The sequence below is a fragment of the Streptomyces sp. NPDC059679 genome (genome assembly GCF_042734105.1).
GTDB lineage: Bacteria > Actinomycetota > Actinomycetes > Streptomycetales > Streptomycetaceae > Streptomyces.
Genome location: NZ_JBHWES010000030.1, coordinates 103,826 through 120,256 on the forward strand (window position 1 = coordinate 103,826; position 16,431 = coordinate 120,256).

At 73.1% G+C, this 16,431-nt stretch carries 17 protein-coding genes; 9 read left to right on the forward strand and 8 right to left on the reverse strand.

What is annotated here, in order from left to right; all coding sequences use genetic code 11:
• Nucleotides 1-78 precede the first annotated feature (78 nt).
• Nucleotides 79-555, forward strand: coding sequence for a nucleoside deaminase (locus ACFV2X_RS29090; protein WP_385621897.1), 477 nt, complete (start codon nt 79-81; stop codon nt 553-555).
• Between the two features lie 31 nt (nt 556-586).
• On the opposite strand, the gene ACFV2X_RS29095 is transcribed toward ACFV2X_RS29090, so the two are convergent.
• Nucleotides 587-1,213, reverse strand: coding sequence for a TetR/AcrR family transcriptional regulator (locus ACFV2X_RS29095; protein WP_385621900.1), 627 nt, complete (start codon nt 1,211-1,213; stop codon nt 587-589).
• Nucleotides 1,214-1,272: 59 nt separating this feature from the next.
• On the opposite strand from ACFV2X_RS29095, the gene ACFV2X_RS29100 reads away from it, so the two are divergent.
• On the forward strand, nt 1,273-1,989 hold the full coding sequence (locus ACFV2X_RS29100) for a 2-oxoglutarate/malate transporter (protein ID WP_385621903.1): 717 nt from the start codon (nt 1,273-1,275) through the stop codon (nt 1,987-1,989).
• Between the two features lie 58 nt (nt 1,990-2,047).
• Here ACFV2X_RS29100 and ACFV2X_RS29105 read toward each other — a convergent pair whose 3' ends face one another.
• Nucleotides 2,048-2,749 (reverse strand): TetR/AcrR family transcriptional regulator, encoded by a 702-nt coding sequence (locus ACFV2X_RS29105; protein WP_385621905.1) that lies wholly within the window; start codon nt 2,747-2,749, stop codon nt 2,048-2,050.
• A gap of 105 nt (nt 2,750-2,854) precedes the next feature.
• Here ACFV2X_RS29105 and ACFV2X_RS29110 point away from each other — a divergent pair, with 105 nt between their 5' ends.
• The 3 genes from ACFV2X_RS29110 to ACFV2X_RS29120 all read left to right on the forward strand — a co-directional run bounded on the left by ACFV2X_RS29110 (nt 2,855) and on the right by ACFV2X_RS29120 (nt 5,830).
• The gene (locus ACFV2X_RS29110) at nt 2,855-4,309 is read left to right on the forward strand and encodes an MDR family MFS transporter (RefSeq protein ID WP_385621907.1); all 1,455 of its coding nucleotides are present in this window, start codon (nt 2,855-2,857) and stop codon (nt 4,307-4,309) included.
• 118 nt (nt 4,310-4,427) lie between these two features.
• Nucleotides 4,428-4,679 carry a DUF6296 family protein gene (locus ACFV2X_RS29115; protein WP_385621910.1) on the forward strand — a complete coding sequence of 84 codons (252 nt, stop codon included), beginning with the start codon at nt 4,428-4,430 and terminating at the stop codon, nt 4,677-4,679.
• 152 nt (nt 4,680-4,831) lie between these two features.
• Entirely contained in the window at nt 4,832-5,830 is a 999-nt protein-coding gene (locus ACFV2X_RS29120; protein WP_385621912.1) for a sigma-70 family RNA polymerase sigma factor, read from the forward strand.
• Here ACFV2X_RS29120 and ACFV2X_RS29125 read toward each other — a convergent pair.
• Entirely contained in the window at nt 5,729-6,193 is a 465-nt protein-coding gene (locus ACFV2X_RS29125) for an STAS domain-containing protein (protein ID WP_385621914.1), read from the reverse strand. The two genes, ACFV2X_RS29120 and ACFV2X_RS29125, sit on opposite strands and share 102 nt — an antisense overlap.
• 82 nt (nt 6,194-6,275) lie before the next feature.
• Between ACFV2X_RS29125 and ACFV2X_RS29130 the strand changes: the two genes are divergently transcribed.
• Together ACFV2X_RS29130 and ACFV2X_RS29135 are read left to right on the forward strand one after the other, a co-directional pair.
• A complete protein-coding gene (locus tag ACFV2X_RS29130; protein WP_385621917.1) occupies nt 6,276-6,776 on the forward strand; it encodes a GNAT family N-acetyltransferase in 501 nt (166 codons plus the stop codon).
• Between the two features lie 18 nt (nt 6,777-6,794).
• Nucleotides 6,795-8,204 carry a hypothetical protein gene (locus tag ACFV2X_RS29135; RefSeq protein WP_385621920.1) on the forward strand — a complete coding sequence of 470 codons (1,410 nt, stop codon included), beginning with the start codon at nt 6,795-6,797 and terminating at the stop codon, nt 8,202-8,204.
• Here ACFV2X_RS29135 and ACFV2X_RS29140 read toward each other — a convergent pair.
• From ACFV2X_RS29140 to ACFV2X_RS29150, 3 genes are all read right to left on the reverse strand, one after another.
• On the reverse strand, nt 8,134-10,197 hold the full coding sequence (locus ACFV2X_RS29140) for an AMP-binding protein (protein WP_385621922.1): 2,064 nt from the start codon (nt 10,195-10,197) through the stop codon (nt 8,134-8,136). The genes ACFV2X_RS29135 and ACFV2X_RS29140 overlap by 71 nt on opposite strands.
• 80 nt (nt 10,198-10,277) lie before the next feature.
• Nucleotides 10,278-10,979 (reverse strand): glycoside hydrolase family 75 protein, encoded by a 702-nt coding sequence (locus ACFV2X_RS29145; protein WP_089505499.1) that lies wholly within the window; start codon nt 10,977-10,979, stop codon nt 10,278-10,280.
• A gap of 106 nt (nt 10,980-11,085) precedes the next feature.
• Nucleotides 11,086-11,991 (reverse strand): LysR family transcriptional regulator, encoded by a 906-nt coding sequence (locus ACFV2X_RS29150; RefSeq protein ID WP_385621924.1) that lies wholly within the window; start codon nt 11,989-11,991, stop codon nt 11,086-11,088.
• A 115-nt stretch (nt 11,992-12,106) separates the two neighbouring features.
• On the opposite strand from ACFV2X_RS29150, the gene ACFV2X_RS29155 reads away from it, so the two are divergent.
• On the forward strand, nt 12,107-13,603 hold the full coding sequence (locus ACFV2X_RS29155; RefSeq protein ID WP_385621927.1) for an MFS transporter: 1,497 nt from the start codon (nt 12,107-12,109) through the stop codon (nt 13,601-13,603).
• A 10-nt stretch (nt 13,604-13,613) separates the two neighbouring features.
• Here the strand turns inward: ACFV2X_RS29155 and ACFV2X_RS29160 are convergent, their stop codons facing one another.
• Both ACFV2X_RS29160 and ACFV2X_RS29165 read right to left on the reverse strand, forming a co-directional pair.
• Nucleotides 13,614-14,456: a ketose-bisphosphate aldolase gene (locus ACFV2X_RS29160; RefSeq protein WP_385621929.1), complete on the reverse strand. Its 843-nt coding sequence runs from the start codon at nt 14,454-14,456 to the stop codon at nt 13,614-13,616.
• An 84-nt stretch (nt 14,457-14,540) separates the two neighbouring features.
• Nucleotides 14,541-15,431, reverse strand: coding sequence for an SIS domain-containing protein (locus tag ACFV2X_RS29165; RefSeq protein WP_385621932.1), 891 nt, complete (start codon nt 15,429-15,431; stop codon nt 14,541-14,543).
• Nucleotides 15,432-15,627: 196 nt separating this feature from the next.
• Here ACFV2X_RS29165 and ACFV2X_RS29170 point away from each other — a divergent pair, with 196 nt between their 5' ends.
• Nucleotides 15,628-16,413 carry a DeoR/GlpR family DNA-binding transcription regulator gene (locus tag ACFV2X_RS29170; protein ID WP_385621934.1) on the forward strand — a complete coding sequence of 262 codons (786 nt, stop codon included), beginning with the start codon at nt 15,628-15,630 and terminating at the stop codon, nt 16,411-16,413.
• Nucleotides 16,414-16,431: the final 18 nt, after the last annotated feature.

Below are 16,431 nucleotides of genomic sequence, written 5' to 3' on the forward strand. Positions count from 1 at the left end.
GTCGGCCTCTTCCATGGATGCGTTCGGGCGCGGCGAGGCTTTAGCATGCCGTGAAGATCACTTCCCGGGGAGGCCACCATGGCGAACGACGCCGATCTGCGCCATCTGCGCCGCTGCGTGGAGCTGGCGGCCGAGGCCCTGGAAGCGGGCGACGAGCCGTTCGGTTCGGTGCTCGTCGCCGCGGACGGGGCCGTCCTCTTCGAGGACCACAACCATGTGGCGGGCGGCGACCACACCCGCCACCCCGAGTTCGAGATCGCGCGCTGGGCCGCGGCCAATCTGACCCCCGAGGAGCGCGCCGCGGCCACCGTCTACACCTCGGGCGAGCACTGTCCGATGTGTGCCGCGGCCCACGGCTGGGTCGGGCTGGGCCGCATCGTGTATGCCAGCTCCTCCCGGCAGCTGGCGGCCTGGCTCACCGACCTCGGGGTCCCGGCCCCTCCCGTACGGACCCTGTCCATCCAGGAGGTCGTCCCGGGCGCCGTGGTGGAGGGCCCGTTCCCCGCCCTCGCCGAGCGCGTACACGAACTGCACCGCCGCTTTCACGGCTCCTGAAGCGCGGGTGGGCGAAGGCGGAAGAGGGAGCTCAGTCGAGCAGTTCCCGTACCAGCACCTCGCCCCACCACCGCTCGACCCGGTCGGGTGACCAGCCGCGTTCCCCGGTGAGCACGGTGTAGACGTCGATGTTGCAGAGCGCCGCGTAGACATCGACCGCTGACCGTACGTCCAGGCCGCGCCGGAGGACGCCGGCCGGCCAGGACGAGAACACCTGTACCCGGGTCTCATCGCCCCGCGCGCGGCCGTCCCGGTAGACCGTCGCCAACTCCGGCTCGACGCGTCCCGCTTCCCGCACCAGCGCGATGACGTCGCCCGCGCGCTCGAACAGCCGCCGGTCGTAGCCGGCCATCGCCGCGAGTTGCCGGGCGGGGCCGGCCGCCGGGGCCTCCAACTCCGCGAGCATCCGCGACGCGTCGGCGGACAGATCGGCCGCGTCGGCCAGGGCCCGGGTGAGCCCCGTCTTGTTCCCGTACGCCGTGTAGACCGTCGGCACGGAGACCCCCGCCTCACGCGCCACGTCCCGCACGGTGGTCGCCGCCCATCCCTGCGAGACGAACAGCCGACGCGCGGCGTCGGCGATCTCCGCGCGAGTCTGCTGTGCCTGCGTCGTCCGGCGCACCGAGTCATAGCGGCGCCGGCCCGGCTCTGCGCTCATGGCCTGCCTCTCCTGCCCACTCTTGCTCCACTTGATTTTACGCTGCTTATAATGAATACATGATACGTCAACTACGGCAGCCGCCCCCTGGGCCGACGATGGGCTTCTCCCGGCTCAGCGGCATCGCCGCCCTCGGCTTCGCCTTCCTGATCGTGTTCGCCAATGTGCTCCAGGTGCCCGCGGGTATGCCCCTCACCGGCGCCGACGTGGACGAGGTCGACGCGTTCTTCAGTGCGAAGGCCGACATCGTCGGCGTCGGGTCCGCGCTCACCCCCGCCGCCTGGGCCTTGGCCACGCTGTTCGGTGCGGGCGCCGTATCCGCGCTGTGGCGGTCCGAGCGCGACCGGGGCGAGGCGTGGTCGCTGCTCGGCTTCGCCGGTCTGGTGCTGCAGAACGCCGCCTTCGCCGGGGTCATCGCGCTGCGCCTCGCGCTCGCGTCGACGGCCGGCGGCCACGCCGACGCGACCTCGGGGTTGTGGGCGTTCCACGACGCGCTGTTCACCCTCAACGGCACCTTCCTGGCCCTCGCCCTCGTCGGCCTGTCCGTCGGCGGTCTGCGCGGTGGGCTCATCCGGTCGTGGCACGGCGCCCTGGGGCTGCTGTCGGCCGTGCTGCTGTTCGGCTCGGCCACCCTCGTCCCCCTGGTCATCGACCACGCCGGCCCCTTGGGCCTGCTCGGTCTCGTCGGCTGGCTGATGTGGGTCGTCTGGCTCGTCGCGTACGGCACCGTTCTCATCCGCCGCAACCCGGCCTCGCACTCCCGCGCGCCGGGCTGACCGGCGGTTGTGGGTCCCCCGCCGATGTGGGCGCGCGTCGCTCGGCCCGGGATCCCGCTCAGGGGCGGGGCCCGGGTGCGTACGCGCGCAGGAAGAACCGCACCCCGCCGGCCACCAGCTCGTCGATCAGCGCGTCGTCGACCTCCACGGTGCCGAACAGCGAGCGGTTGTTCACCCGGCCGGTGACCAGGAGGCCGAAGTACTCGGCGGCCTCCACCGGGTCGGCGATGTCGAGCAGTCCGGCTCCCGCGTACCGCTCCAGCCGCTCGGCGATGGCCTGCTGTGCGTGGCCCACCGAGCCCGCGCGGCGCCGCAGGGCGGGGAAGTGGCCGGCCTCGGCGCTGATCAGCCGGACCAGCGCCGCCCGTACGGGTGACCGCAGGACGGCGGTCGCGAACTCCCGGCCGAACGCGGTGAGCGCCGCCTCCAGCTCCGCCGCCCCGGGCTTCTGCTCGCCGGTGCCCTGGGCGGTCGTGGCGGTGCCGGGGGCCGTGACGGCGACGGTGTCCAGAGTTTGCTCGAGCAGTGTCTGGAAGCCCTCCTCCTGCGCCGCTTCAGTCTCCTCGATGGCCGCCAGGAACAGGCGTTCCTTGTCGCCGAAGTAGTCGTAGACGGTGCGCTTGGAGACCTTCGCGCCGGCGGCGATCGCGTCCATGCTCGCGCGCGCGTACCCCTCGCTTACGAAGATCCGCAGCGCGGCCGCGACGATGGCGGCGCGCTTCTCGGGCGAGCCCTGGCGGAGGGGGGCCTGGCGGGGCATGGGCGCTCCTGATCTGGGGCCGCGGATGCGGCGGGTCGGTGCGTGACGAGGGAACTGCACGGTGCAGTGTACAGAGCTACACTGCACGGTGTAGTTTCCTTCGCTATGAGTGACCGATCGTCCCAACCTCCCGCATCTCCCGACTCCCCCGACTCCCCCGACCCGGCCGCAGGACCCGCCCGCGCCCCCGCGCGGCTCGACGCGGCGCTGCTCCGGCTGGCCGCGATCGTCGTCGTCGGCGCGCTGACCTCCATGCTCGACATGACCATGGTCACCGTCGCGCTGGCCGGTCTCGCCCGTGACTTCGACGCCTCGGTGGCCGTGATCCAGTGGGTCGGCACCGGCTATCTGCTGGCCATCGCCATGGTCATCCCCGTCACCGGATGGGCCATCGAGCGCTTCGGCGCCAAGCGCGTCTGGCTGTTCGCGCTCACGGTCTTCACGGCCGGGTCGGCGCTGTGCGGCACCGCGTGGTCGGCGGGCAGCCTGATCGCCTTTCGGGTGCTCCAGGGCGTCGGCGGTGGCATGATCGTGCCGCTGAGCATGGCCATCCTGGCCCGGGCCGCCGGGCCCGAGCGGCGCGGCCGGGTGATGAGCGTCGTGGCGATACCCGCGCAGTTGGCCCCGATCGCCGGTCCGCCGCTGGGTGGACTGCTGGTGGAGGGTCCCGGTTGGCGATGGATCTTCTACGTCAACGTGCCGATCGGCCTGCTGGCCGTCCTGCTGGCCTGGCGGGGCATTCCCCGCGCCCCGCGCCCCGCGGCCGCCGGGTCGTCGCTGGACGTGGTGGGCCTCGCCCTGCTGTCACCGGCCCTCGCCGCGCTCACCTACGGCCTCTACCGCACCAGCGTGCCGTTCACCGCCGCCGGAGCGGTGCTGCTCGCCGTGTTCACGCTGCACGCGCTGCGCACCCACCGCACCCCCGTCGTGGACCCGCGGCTGTTCGCCCGGCGGCCCTTCGCCGCCGCGTCCGCGCTGAATTTCCTCTCCCGAATGTCGATCTTCGGGGCCATGATCCTGATGCCGCTCTACTACCAGCAGGTACGCGGCCACAGCGCGCTCACCGCCGGGCTGCTGCTGATCCCGCAGAGCCTGGGCACCATGGTCGCCCTGCCGCTGGTGGGCAGGGCGACCGACCGCGTCGGCGCCCGCCCGGTCGTGCTGGCCGGGATCGCCGCCGCCCTGCCTGCCGCGCTGGTCTGCGCCCGGATGGGCGCGGACACCAGCGAGCTGCTGCTGTCCGCCGCGCTGTTCGTATGGGGCCTGGCCACGGCCGCCGCCACCGTGCCGGTGATGGCGGCCGCTTACCACGGCCTCGAGCCGGCCGCGATCCCGCGCGCGACCAGTGCCATCACCACGGTCCAGACCGTGGGCGCCTCCGTCGGCGCGGCGGTTCTGGGCACGATCCTGGCGCACCGGACGGCCGATCGGCCGGGTGCCCCCGCCGAGGCGTTCGCGGACACCTTCTGGTGGGTCGTGGCCTTCTGCGCCCTGGCGCTCGTCCCCGCCTTGCTGCTGCCGAGCCCGCCCCGCGCCCCGCACGACAAATCCCAAAGCTGACGGATCCCGGAGCTGAAGCCTCTGGCCAGTTGCGCTCTTGCGCGTTCGGGCCCGTTCGATAGTGTTGAATGTCCCGGTTTGGGGAGTGGGTCGGGATGGCGTGGCAGGAGGGCGTGTCATGGCGCGTCGTGAGAGATATGAGCTGATCTTCGTGCATCCGGACGCCGCGGCCCAGGCCGCCGAGGACGTGGCCGAGGACGTCGTGGTGGTGCACCGTACGGACAGCAGCGGACCGGGAGGGCACCCCGTCTACGCGGACGACACCGGCATCGTGCGGGCCGAGATAAGCGACCGCGCCGAGGTCCGGATGCTGGCCAGCGGCGGGCATCAGGTGCACTCCTCCGCGGTCCGCGCCCGGCCCGTCGGCTGAGCCATGCGCCCCGCAGCCTCCTCCGCTGCGCGTCCCACCTGCGCCGTATGCCCGCGGGGAAGGCGGCGGTGGGCCTGGCGACGGGGGATTGTCAGACCCAGCCGCTACCTTGCGACCAAGGGATAGCCGGAGGGTCGACAGGGAGCCTTGAGATGAGTGACGTGACGGCGACGGAAAGCGCGGCCGCGGTCGAGCCGCAGCTGGAGCGGCACCGAGTGGAGCTGACCGGGTACTGCTACCGGATGCTGGGCTCGGCGTTCGAGGCCGAGGACGCCGTGCAGGAGACCATGGTGCGGGCCTGGCGGGGCTTCGACCGGTTCGAGGGCCGGTCGGCGCTGCGGTCGTGGCTGTACCGCATCGCGACCAACGTATGCCTGGACATGCTGGGCGGCAGCCAGCGCCGCGCCCGGCCCATGGATCTGTCGGCCGTGGCGACGGCCTCCTCGCCGCTGGGTCCGCCGCTGCCGGAGACCGCGTGGGTCGGACCGGCCCCCGACGGCCGCATCGTGACGGAGGACGGTGATCCGGCCGAGCTGGCCGCCCAGCGGGAGTCCGTGCGGCTGGCGTTCATCGCCGCCCTGCAGCATCTGGCGCCCCGGCAGCGGGCGGTGCTGATCCTGCGGGAGGTGCTGGCCTGGAAAGCCGCCGAGGTCGCCGAGCTGCTCGACACCACGGTCGCGTCGGTCAACAGCGCGCTGCAGCGCGCGCGGGCCACCATCGCCACGAGCGGAATCAGCGCCACCGACCCCATCCAGCCGCTGGACGAGGAGCAGCGCGCCCTGCTGGCCCGTTATGTGGACGCCTTCGAGCGCTACGACCTCGACTCCCTCACCTCCCTGCTCCACGAGGACGCGACGCTGTCGATGCCGCCCTACTCGCTGTGGATGCGTGGCCACGCCGATATCCGCCAGTGGCTGCTGGGCAAGGGCATAGGCTGCTGCGGCTCACGGCTGATCCCGACGGTGGCGAACGGCTCGCCCGCCTTCGGTCAGTACCGCCCCGCCTCGGACGGCGGCCATGAGCCATGGGCGCTCCAGGTCATCGAGGTGTCAGCCGGCCGGATCACCGCGCTCAACTCCTTCTTGGACACCGCCGGCCTCTTCCCGCTCTTCGGCCTGCCCGCCCGCCTGGACCCCGTCGCCGCCCGGTAGGTCCGCCGTCGGCACCACGCTGTCCAGGCCCGATCGGGCGAGGGCGGCCCGCAGCTCGCCGCTCGCGCCGCGCAGTCGGATCCCGCTGCCCAGGCGCCGGGCGGTGAGCTGGAGCCGGGCCAGCGCCTCCAGCACGGCCAGGTCCGGGGTGCGCACCGCGGCCACGTCCACGACGACCGGACCGGTCCCCGCGCCGTGCGACGCCAGCTCGCGCAGGCGCGCGCACAGCCCGGGCACCACGGCGCGGCGGACCACGGGGTCCAGGACCAGCACGGCCGGGGCGTGCACCGCATGATCACCACGGCCGTCGGCGGGTTCGGGACCCGGGCCGCGGGGCGCCGGCGTCTCGTCATGAGCGGTCAACGTCCACCTCCTCTCGGTGCGTTCTCCCTGGAAGACCGGCCGATGCGGGGAAACTCATCGCCCGGGATGGCAGGATCTGCACATGGCGAGTAAACGGCCCGGGAGGGCGGCGGCCGAGCCCGCGGACGCGGCGCGGCGGCTGCGGGCGGCGCGGGAGGACGAGGCGGACGCGCTGAGCGAACTGGCGCTCAGATCGAAGGGCCACTGGGGGTACGACGAGGCGTTCCTGGCCGCCTGCCGGGAGGAACTGCGGCTGCATCCTGGCGAGGTGGCGGCCCGTCGGACCACGGTCGCCGAGCAGGACGGGCGGATCCTGGGCTTCGCCACCCTGGAGGGGGACGGTCCCGAGGGCGAGCTGGGGATGCTGTTCGTGGAGCCGGACGCGATCGGCGGAGGAGTGGGCCGCCTGCTGTACCGGCATGTGCTGCGGGAGGCGGGCCGGCTCGGCTTCACACGGCTGACCATCGGGGCCGACCCCTACGCCGAGCCCTTCTATCTGGCGATGGGCGCACAGCGGATCGGTGACACGCCGTCCGGATCCATACCGGGCCGGGCGCTGCCGCTGCTGGCCGCCTGGCCCTGACTGCCGGAGCCCTCCTGGGTGACGGCGTGGACCGGCGGGGCACCGGCCGTGCACATCGGGAACGTCGGCGACTTCAACGCCCAGTTCGCCGGCGGCTCGCCCGCGGTGCGGCGCGCCGGGGGCCATTACGCCTGCCTGGCCGCTTTCTACAGCACCGACCCGCGGATTCTCGTGCTCCCGCGGCAGGCCGACGACTTCTGGGTGCGCGAGCTGTCGCGCGTGCTGGAGTGGCAGGACGTCGCGGTGTACGGCTCGGTCGCGGGGGAGGACGGCGGGGTGGCCGAGGCGCTGCGGTCCAGGCCGGCGCTGCTGGAGCGGATCCGGCGGTCCGGGCTGCCGGTGATCACCTGGGGCCGCACTCCGGAGTCCGAGCGGCTGCTCGCCCCGCCTGAGCCGACGGCCGGGCCCGGGCCCGGGTCCGATGTCGGGCCGGACGGACTTGGCCAAGCGCTGCACGTGACGCGTCGTTATGAGTCGAAGGCGGCCGCCCACCGGCTGTTTTGCACGCTGGCCCCGGCCCACCCCGGCATCGTCGTCCCCGCGCAGGAGCGCGTGACATCGCGTCGCGGGGCCGCCCGCGCGCTGGCCGCCCGTGCCGCCGCCGGCGCCACGGCGGTGGTGAAGGCCGAGTACGGGGTGGGCGGCTACGGGACCACCGTGGTGACGCCCGGCCGGATCGCCGCGGCCGGCGGCGCCCAGGCCCTGGCCAAACGTCTGGCCCGGGGCGCCGTGCTGATCGAGGAGTACGTCCACGGCTCCGGCCCCCTCCGGAACCTGACCTTCGACGCCCTCGTCGACGACGGAGGCGCCGTGCACCCCGTCGGCGTGGGCGTGATGGACATCGACGGGACGAGCTACCAGGGGGTCACGGTCGGCCCGGGGGCCGTCCCCGACGCACCCGCCGCGGTCGCCGAGCGGTTCGCGACGGCCGTGGGCCGGGCCCTGGCCGCCGAGGGCTACCGGGGCTGGTACGACGTCGACTTCGTCATGGACCGGGCGGGTCGGCTCGCCCCCGTAGAGATCAACCTCCGGCTCACCGGGCCGGCCGTGGCGTTGATGATCCAGGCCAGGCTGGCCCGGCTCCAGGGCGGCCGGCCCCTCGTACGGACCCTGGACCGGCTGCCGCTGGGCTCCCGGCTCCCGGCCGCGGCGCTGGCCGACCACCTCCGCGAGGTGTCCCGCCGGTGCTGCTCGCTCGGGGTGACGCTGCTGCCGACCGTGGTGACCGCGGCCTTCGAGCCGGACCCCTACGTGGGCGTGGCGCTCGCGGCCCGTACGACCGGCGCCCTCGACGCGGCGGAGGCGGTGGTGCGCTCGGCCAACGAGGCCCTGGGCCGGATGTTCCTGGACACCGGCGTCAGCGCATCGGATCCGTCTTCCGGGGCTTCGCCGCGACGAACGCGACGAGCACGGCGCCGGCGATCATGAGCGTGACGTTGAAGACGTAGACGAGGGCGGCCTGCCGCGCCCAGTCCGTCTTGGCCGCGAGCCGGTAGTAGTTGTCCTGCGGCCACCACGCGATCAGCAGCCAGGCCACCGCGAGGTGCGCGGCGCTCGTCAGGGCGGGGGAGCGCCCGTGGCGGGCCACCAACGGCCGCGCGCAGAACAGGAATCCCATCCCCAGCCCGAAGGCCAGCGACTCACAGACGTACAGCCCGGTGAACAGAGCTGCCCAGGGCTGGGGAACCAGCGACAGATCGGTCGAATACGGCCACAGAGCGTCGGTGAGCACCCAGGACAGGAAGGAGAAGAGCGCCGTGATCCCCGCGATGCCGCTCCATATGCCGCCCCCTTCACCTCCGTCGGCCGACAGGCCCCCCTTCCCGCCCGACGCGCGCCGTGTGGCATCGCGCTGCGCCGGCAGTGGAACGCCGCTCCGGTCGATCTTGCCGGACCGCGTTCTGGGCAGTGCGGCCACCTGGGCCAGCGTCTGCGGGGCCCGGGCGGACGGCAGCCGGGTGGACAGGAACAGCCGGAGTTCGTTCCAGTCCACCTCGCCACCCTCGACGGCGGTGACGTAGGCGATCAGGGTCTTCCGGCCCTTGCCGAATTCGACGGTGGTGACCAGGCACTCCCCGACCGATGGATGCCCGCGCAGCACCGCCTCGGCGTCGGCGTGCGAGGCCACTCGGCCGAGGTGTTCGAGCCCTCCGTCGTCGCGCACCCGGCCGAGGTCGCCGGTGCGCAGGAACCGACCGGACTTGAACGCGGAGCCGTCCCGATAGCCGCGGCCCAGGACCGGGCCCTTGATGCCCAGTTCGCCCCGCGCGCCCCGGGCGGCGGGCGCCCCGCCCCGGCCGAGCACCGCGACGGCCGCGCCGGGGAAGGCCGTGCCGATCGGCGAGACGCGCTCCGGGTGCTCGGTGACCGCGGGCCGGTCGGGCAGTTCGAAGTACGTGCCCGATCCGGCGGCCTCGGTCACGCCGTAGACGTTCAGGATCCGCACATGCGGCCCCAGGGTCCGGCGCAGGTCCTGCTGCTCGTCCAGGTACCAGCTGTCGCCCGAGACGGCGATCAGCCGGACGTCCGCGAGATCCGCGCCCTGCGAGCGCAGATGCCGGTGCAGGCCGCGGATGGTGGGAACGTCGCAGGCCACGACGGTGACCTCCCGGTCGACGAGCAACCGGTGCAGCGGGGCCGCGTCGCCCGCCCGGTCCAGGTCCTCGTCCCGGCCCGCCAGCACCAGTGTGCCGCCCGAGCACAGCGCGCGGACCCAGTCGGCGGTGAATCCGGCGAACTCCGAAGGGGTGGTCTGAAGATGGCGGTCGGCGGGGGAGAGGCGGTACACCACCCGCCACCCCTCATTGGCGCTCACCAGGGTGCGGTGTTCGATCAGCACGCCCCGGGGCATCCGCCCGACCGTGCCGGCCGTATACAGCACACATGCCAGGTCCGAGACGCCGACACCGGCGTCGAGCGGTTCCCCGGACCGGGCGGCGATGGCCTCGGCCTGGGTGTCCAGGCAGATCACCGGCCGGCCCGAGCGGACCGTGTCGGACACCATGACCCGCAGCGACTCCCAGGTGACCGCGGCGAAGAGCCCCGGGTCCGCGAGGACCTGCCGCAGCACCGACGGCGGGGCGCTCGGCTCCACGGGCACATACGCCCCGCCCGCCTTGAGCACCCCGAGCATCGCGGTCAGGACCTCGGCGTCGCGGCCCAGGCACACCGCCACCGGCCCGCCCCGCGGCAGTCCCGCCTCCCGCAGATGGCGCGCCAACCGGTTGGCCCGCTCGTCCAGTTGCCGGTACGTCAGCTGCTGGAAACCCGATATGACGGCGACCGCGTCGGGTGTGCGCCGCGCGTGGTCCTCGTACAGCTGGTGGACGCACCGCCGCGGGCGAGAGGCGGAATCCTTGGATGTGGGCGGCTCCTGCGGCATGACGTGTCCCCCGGCGGTCGTCGGATCGGCCCTGGGCATGATCTGTGATCATGCCCAGGGCCACGCTTCCGCACAATGGCACGCCTGACCGGTGGCCGGTGGTTGCGCCGGGGGAGGGGTCAGTTGTTCTGGATGAACTGCTTGGCCAGGCCGTCGCCCACGGAGACCGCCTTGTCGTGGTTCTCGATGGGGGAGACCGAGGAGTTCTTGAAGAGGATGTACGTCACACCCGAGTCCGTGCCGCCGTTCTCCGGGTCGGGGTCTATCCCCAGGGCGTTGGCCGTCGCGTAGGACGCCTCGCCGATTATCTTGGTGGGGCCGGTGTCGCCGACCACCGCGTACTCCACCTTGTTGTTGTAGATGACGGCGACCACGCCGCCGCCCTTGATGCCCGCCTGGCTGTAGTTCCAGATGGAACTGGTGCTCGGCACCACCACGTACGGCAGCTTGTCGGCGATGAGCGGCTTGCCGTCCGACTGGTGGAAGGCCGTGTCGTCCTGGAACCACGGGTCGGTGTCCCCGTTGCACCGCGAGGTGACCTGGCCGTCGCAGTCGATGTCCATATCGGCCTTCCAGAAGACCGCCCCGTTGGCGCCGCAGACCGGGATGGTGGCCGAAGTCTCGTCGTCGGTGCGGTACTTGCCGTTGGATATCTGCGAACAGCCCTGCACCTTGGCGAGCAACTGGGCCGCCGTGACCGTGCCTTCATTGGCCGACTTGGGGGCCGGTGCCGGGCCCCGGGTGGCGGCACCGGCGCCCGTGGTGACGGACACGGCCAGCAGACCGGCGCCGGCGAGCGCGAACGCGAGTCGCTTACGCATGACACACCCCTTTGTTAGGAACCTTTCCTAACCTCCCTTGCACTGTGGCGACTTGATAAGATCATGTCAACAGTGGGGCGCGGATCGCCCTCCGCGCGCAGGTCGCTCACCCCAACTCGCCGGCGATCTCACGGACGCAGCGACGCAGCCAGATGTGTCCGGGATCCGCCTCGAACCGCGGATGCCACGCCTGGCAGATCGGCAGCCGGGGCAGCTCCAGCGGGATCTCGAAGGTGACCAGCCCCAACCGCTCGACCTGCGGTTCCGGCAGCCGCCGCGCGGCGCGCGCCACCAGATCGGTGCCCGCCGCCACCATCAGCGCCGCCGAGAAGGTGGGCACCGAGGCGACCACCCGGCGCCGCAGCCCGAGTTCCGCAAGCCGCTCGTCGATCGGGCCGTACAGTCTGCCGCGCCGGGACGGGGTGACGTGGTCGGCGGCGGCGAACCGCTCCGGTGTCACCTCCTCGTCCAGGAGCGGGTGGCCGCGCCGCACCACGCCGACGTTGTCATCGGTGAACAGCTCCTCGACACGGGTCTCGGGGGCGGGCCGGCTGATCACCCCGAACTCCAGATCGGCCCCGCCCTCGCGCAGCGCGAGCGAGTCCCCGGGGCCCTCCGGGATCAGCCGCAGACAGACCCCCGGCGCCAGCCGCCGCACCCGCTCCAACAGCCCCATCCCGATGAGGGTCAGCAGTGCGTCGTCGGCCAGCAGGGTGAAGGTGCGCTCCAGCGTGGCCGGTTCGAGTGCGCCGACGGGGGTGAAGACCACCTGGGCCCGCTCGACGATCTCCCGCACCTCGGCGCGCAGCGCGAGCGCCCGCGGGGTCGGCACCATCGCCCGCCCCGAGCGCACCAGGACCGGATCGCCGAGCGCCTTGCGGATCCGGGTGAGCGTACGGCTCATGGCCGGGCTGGACAGATGCAGCCGCTGGGCGGCGCCGCTCACGCTCTCCTCCGTCAGCAGCGCGTCGAGCGCGACCATCAGGTTCAGATCCAGCTTGGCTTGCGTCATGTGCACTTATCCCTTGCATAAGTTGCATTTGCGGTTAAGTAGCGGGCTGCCTACGTTACAAGTCGACGGCCGGCCGCCGCACTTCACCTCTTCTCCGTGAACGCGAGGTACTCCCATGTCCGCCACCGCCACCGCCGAGCGCACCGCGCCGCCGGACCGCGGCCGGCCGCGCCCCGGCGCGGTCCTGGCCCTGATGTCCTCCTGCGTCATCCTGACCATCGCCTTGGTCGCCGCCGTCAACCTGGCCATCCCCAAGCTGGTCGCGAGCTCCCTGCACCCCACCTCCACCCAACTGCTGTGGATCGTCGACGCGTACGTCATCGTCTTCGCCTGCCTGTTGATACCGGCCGGGGCGCTCGGCGACCGGCGCGGCCGCAAGGGAACGCTCCTCACCGGCCTCGCGCTCTTCGCGGGCGGCTGTCTGGTGTCCGCGCTCGCCCCCGACGCCGCGGTGCTCATCGGCGGCCGCGCCCTCACCGGCGCCGGCGCCGCCCTGATCATGCCCGCCACGCTGTCGCTTGCCATCCAGTCCGCCCCGCCCCAGCGGCGGCCGCACACCATCGCCGTATGGACGGCCGCGACCGGCGCCGCCGGCATGGTCGGCAACTTCGGCGGCGGCCTGGCGCTCCAATATCTGCCGTGGCAGGGGCTGTTCTGGGTGATGGCCCCGCTCGCGCTGGTGCTGCTCGCGCTCACCGCGCGGTTCGCCCCCCGGGGCGAGCGCCACCCCGCCCACCCCGATCTGCCCGGCACCGCGCTGCTCGTCCTCGGCTTCGTGGCCCTGCTCTACGGCGTCATCGAAGGACCCGAGCGGGGCTGGACCTCGGCCGGCGTCCTGGGCGCGCTCGGCGCCGCGGCCGTCGTGCTCACCGGCTTCGTGGTCCACGCGCTGCGCGCCGCACACCCGCTGATCGACCCGCGGGTCTTCGCCATTCCCCGGCTGCGGGCCGGGACGCTGGGCGTGACCCTCTCCTTCTTCGGCCTCTTCGCGCTGTTCTTCGTCAACGCCCAGTATCTGCAGTACGCCAAGGGGTACTCGCCCGCGCTGACCGGGCTGGCCATCGGACCGCTGGCCATCGGCATGCTGGCGGTGTCCGGCCGCAGCGTCGCGCTGGCCGGGCGGTTCGGCGCCCGGCGGGTGATCGCCGTGGGCCTTGGCATCCTCGCCGCCGGGCTGGCTCTGCTGACGTTCACCGACGCCGGCACCCCGTATCCGCTGTACGCGTTGGTCCTGCTGGTCATGGCCGTCGGCATGGGCCTGTCGCTGCCGACGCTGTCCGTGGCGATCATGGGCGCTCTGCCGCCCAGCCGGGCCGGCCTCGGTTCGGGCCTGGGCAGCGCGTCCCGGGAGGTCGGCAGCGCGCTCGGGGTGGCGGTCATGGGCACCGTGCTCACGGGCCGCTTCACCGACCGGCTGCCGCCGTCCCTGGCGGAACACGCCTCCTCCCCGGGCCAGGCGCTCGCGGCCGCGCGGCACCTCGGGCCCGCCGCGCACACCCGCGCGGTCACGGCCTTCACAGATGCGATGTCGATGGGCTTCGGCGTCATCGCTGCCGTCGTCGCGGTCCTGTCCGCCGTGGTGGTCATCTGGTTCCGGGACGGCGAGCGATAGACCGACCGCGTCAGGGTGCGACGGCCCGCAGCAGCGGGAGCAGGCGGGCCACCTCGCGCGCCACCGCGTCGCGGGCCTTCGCGACATAGCGGCGCGGGTCGACGACCTCGGGATGGGCCGCGAGGTGGTCCCGGATCGCCCGCGTGTAGGCGACGTTGAGATGGGTGGCGATGTTCACCTTCGTCAGGCCCGCCTCGACCGCGCGGGTCAGATCCGCCTCGGGCACTCCGGAGGAGCCGTGCAGCACCAGCGGTACGGGTACGGCCGCGCGCAGGGCCGCCACCAGCCCGAGGTCCACCACCGCCTCCTTGACGACCATCGCGTGGGAGGTGCCGACCGCGACCGCGAGCGCGTCCACGCCGGTCGCCGTGACATAGGCGGCGGCCTCGGCCGGGTCCGTACGGGCCCCCGGCGCGTGGACGCCGTCCTTGCCGCCCACCTCACCCAGCTCCGCTTCCACCCACACCCCTCGGGCGTGGCAGTCGGCGGCGACCTCCGCGGTGGCCGCCACATTGGCCTCGTAGTCCAGCGCGGAGGCGTCGAACATCACCGACCCGAACCCGAGCCCCACCGCCTCCCGCACCAGGGCCGGTTCGGTCGCGTGGTCCAGATGCACGGCGACCGGCACCCGGGCCGCGGCCGCGACCTCCACGGCCGCGCGCCCGATGGCGGCCAGCGCCCCGTGGTACCGCACGGCGTTCTCGCTGATCTGCAGGATGACCGGCGCCCCGGCCGTCTCCGCCCCGGCGACGATGGCCTGGGCGTGCTCGATCTGGATGACGTTGAACGCCCCCGCGCCGAGTCCGGCCCGTACGGCCGGTCCGACGATTTCGCCGGTCGCCACCAGCGGCATGGCCCGGCTCCTTCCGCTGCTCGTTGGTCTGTTGTCCCGGTCTGTGTACTGTGCGGCGGCCCGGCAAAGCGCCGGGCCGCGCGGTCACCCGAGGATCACCGAGCGGGTCAGATGCCGGGGCCGGTCCGGATCGAGGCCGCGGGCCTGGGCGATCGCGACGGCGAGCCGCTGCACCGCCACCAGCTCGGCCACCGGGTCCCGCCCGTCCCCGACCAGCCGACCGCCGGCGGCCGCGATCTCCTCCTCCAGGCCGCAGTCGCCCTCGCCGAGCCACCACACCACGCTCTTGGGGCCGGTGACGCTGATCGGACCGTGCCGGAACTCCATCACCGGATAGGCCTCGGTCCACGCCCCCGCCGCCTCGCGCATCTTGAGCGCGGCCTCCTGCGCCAGCCCGTACGTCCAGCCACGCCCGAGGAAGGTGAACTGCTCGGCGTCCAGCAGGCCGTCGGCCACCGGCGCGGCGATGGCGGCGCGCCCGTCGGCCTCCAGACGGGCCGGCGACGTGCCCAGGTGGGCTCGTAGCAGGACGATTTCGGTGGTCGCGAAGCGGGTCTGGACGACGGACTGCTCGTCAGCAAAGTCGAGCAGGACCACCGAGTCCGCCACCTCGGTCACGGGGGAGTCGGGCACGGCGGTGACCACTGTGGTCGGCGCGGTGCCGCGCAGGCGACGGAGCAGTTCGAGCACTTCGGTCGTGGTGCCGGACCGGCACAGCGCGAGCACCCGGTCGTAACGGCGGCCCGGCGGCATCTCCGAGGCGGCGAACGCGTCCGTCTCCCCCTGGCCCGCCGATTCCCGCAGCACCGCGTACGACTGGGCGATGAACCACGACGTGCCGCACCCGACGACGGCGACCCGCTCACCCGCCCGCGGCAGCGCCGCCCGCACCGCTCCGCCCGGCTCCTGGACCAGATCCGCGGCGCGGCGCCAGCAGTCCGGCTGGCTGGCGATCTCGGCCTCGGTGTAGCTCATACGGCTCCCCTTGTCATGCGTGAAATGAGCAGGCGGCGTGATGTGAGTTGCATCGTACGGGCCGATAATGCGCATGATTTTGCAGAGAAGTCCAGCGTCCGACGCCGGGCGCGATAGGGTGAACCGCGCCTGTGACAACGGGGCGAGCATGGGTGAGCGCGGGTGACGCGGGTGACGACGGGGTGAGGGAGACGGCGTGAAACGGCCCGAACGCTGGAACGCCCTGCTGGAGCTGTTGGCCCGGGACGGCAGGATCGACCTCGAAGAGGCGGCGGCCGAGCTCGCGGTGTCCACCGCCACGATCCGCCGCGACCTCGACGAACTCGCCCGGCAGCAGATGCTCACCCGTACGCGTGGCGGCGCGGTGGCGCACAACGTGTCCTACGACCTGCCGCTGCGCTACAAGACCGCCCGGCGCGCGTCCGAGAAGCAGCGGATCGGCGCCGCCGTCGCCCAGATGATCGACCCCGGCGCGATCGTCGGCCTCAACGGCGGGACCACGACCACCGAGGCGGCCCGCGCCATCGCCACCCGCGCGGATCTGACCGCCCCCGGCGGCGCCCCCGCCGTCACCATCGTGACGAACGCGCTGAACATCGCCGGTGAGCTGGCGGTGCGCCCGCAGATCAAGATCGTGCTCACCGGCGGGGTCGCCCGCCCCCAGTCCTTCGAGCTGATGGGCCCGTTGGCCACCGGGGTGCTCGACCAGGTCTCCCTCGATGTGGCCGTCATCGGCGTCGACGCGCTGGACCTGACCCAGGGCGCCACCGCCCACCACGAGGGCGAGGCGAGCATCAACCACCTGATGGCGCGCCGCGCGGCGCGGGTGATCGTGGTGGCCGACAGCACCAAGCTGGGCCACCGGGCGTTCGCCCGTATCTGCACGGTCGACGAGATCGATGTGCTGGTCACCGACACCGGTGCCCCCGATGAACTCGTCGACCGGTTCACCGAGGCCGACATCCAGGTCGTACGGGCCTGACGGGGGCCTCGGCTGACT

Bases quoted from the DNA above. Each gene is read 5' to 3' on its own strand.
- ACFV2X_RS29090 (WP_385621897.1), top strand. From the start codon at position 79: ATGGCGAACGACGCCGATCTGCGCCATCTGCGCCGCTGCGTGGAGCTG.
- ACFV2X_RS29095 (WP_385621900.1), bottom strand. From the start codon at position 1,213: ATGAGCGCAGAGCCGGGCCGGCGCCGCTATGACTCGGTGCGCCGGACG.
- ACFV2X_RS29100 (WP_385621903.1), top strand. From the start codon at position 1,273: ATGATACGTCAACTACGGCAGCCGCCCCCTGGGCCGACGATGGGCTTC.
- ACFV2X_RS29105 (WP_385621905.1), bottom strand. From the start codon at position 2,749: ATGCCCCGCCAGGCCCCCCTCCGCCAGGGCTCGCCCGAGAAGCGCGCC.
- ACFV2X_RS29110 (WP_385621907.1), top strand. From the start codon at position 2,855: ATGAGTGACCGATCGTCCCAACCTCCCGCATCTCCCGACTCCCCCGAC.
- ACFV2X_RS29115 (WP_385621910.1), top strand. From the start codon at position 4,428: ATGGCGCGTCGTGAGAGATATGAGCTGATCTTCGTGCATCCGGACGCC.
- ACFV2X_RS29120 (WP_385621912.1), top strand. From the start codon at position 4,832: ATGAGTGACGTGACGGCGACGGAAAGCGCGGCCGCGGTCGAGCCGCAG.
- ACFV2X_RS29130 (WP_385621917.1), top strand. From the start codon at position 6,276: ATGGCGAGTAAACGGCCCGGGAGGGCGGCGGCCGAGCCCGCGGACGCG.
- ACFV2X_RS29140 (WP_385621922.1), bottom strand. From the start codon at position 10,197: ATGCCCAGGGCCGATCCGACGACCGCCGGGGGACACGTCATGCCGCAG.
- ACFV2X_RS29145 (WP_089505499.1), bottom strand. From the start codon at position 10,979: ATGCGTAAGCGACTCGCGTTCGCGCTCGCCGGCGCCGGTCTGCTGGCC.
- ACFV2X_RS29150 (WP_385621924.1), bottom strand. From the start codon at position 11,991: ATGACGCAAGCCAAGCTGGATCTGAACCTGATGGTCGCGCTCGACGCG.
- ACFV2X_RS29155 (WP_385621927.1), top strand. From the start codon at position 12,107: ATGTCCGCCACCGCCACCGCCGAGCGCACCGCGCCGCCGGACCGCGGC.
- ACFV2X_RS29160 (WP_385621929.1), bottom strand. From the start codon at position 14,456: ATGCCGCTGGTGGCGACCGGCGAAATCGTCGGACCGGCCGTACGGGCC.
- ACFV2X_RS29165 (WP_385621932.1), bottom strand. From the start codon at position 15,431: ATGAGCTACACCGAGGCCGAGATCGCCAGCCAGCCGGACTGCTGGCGC.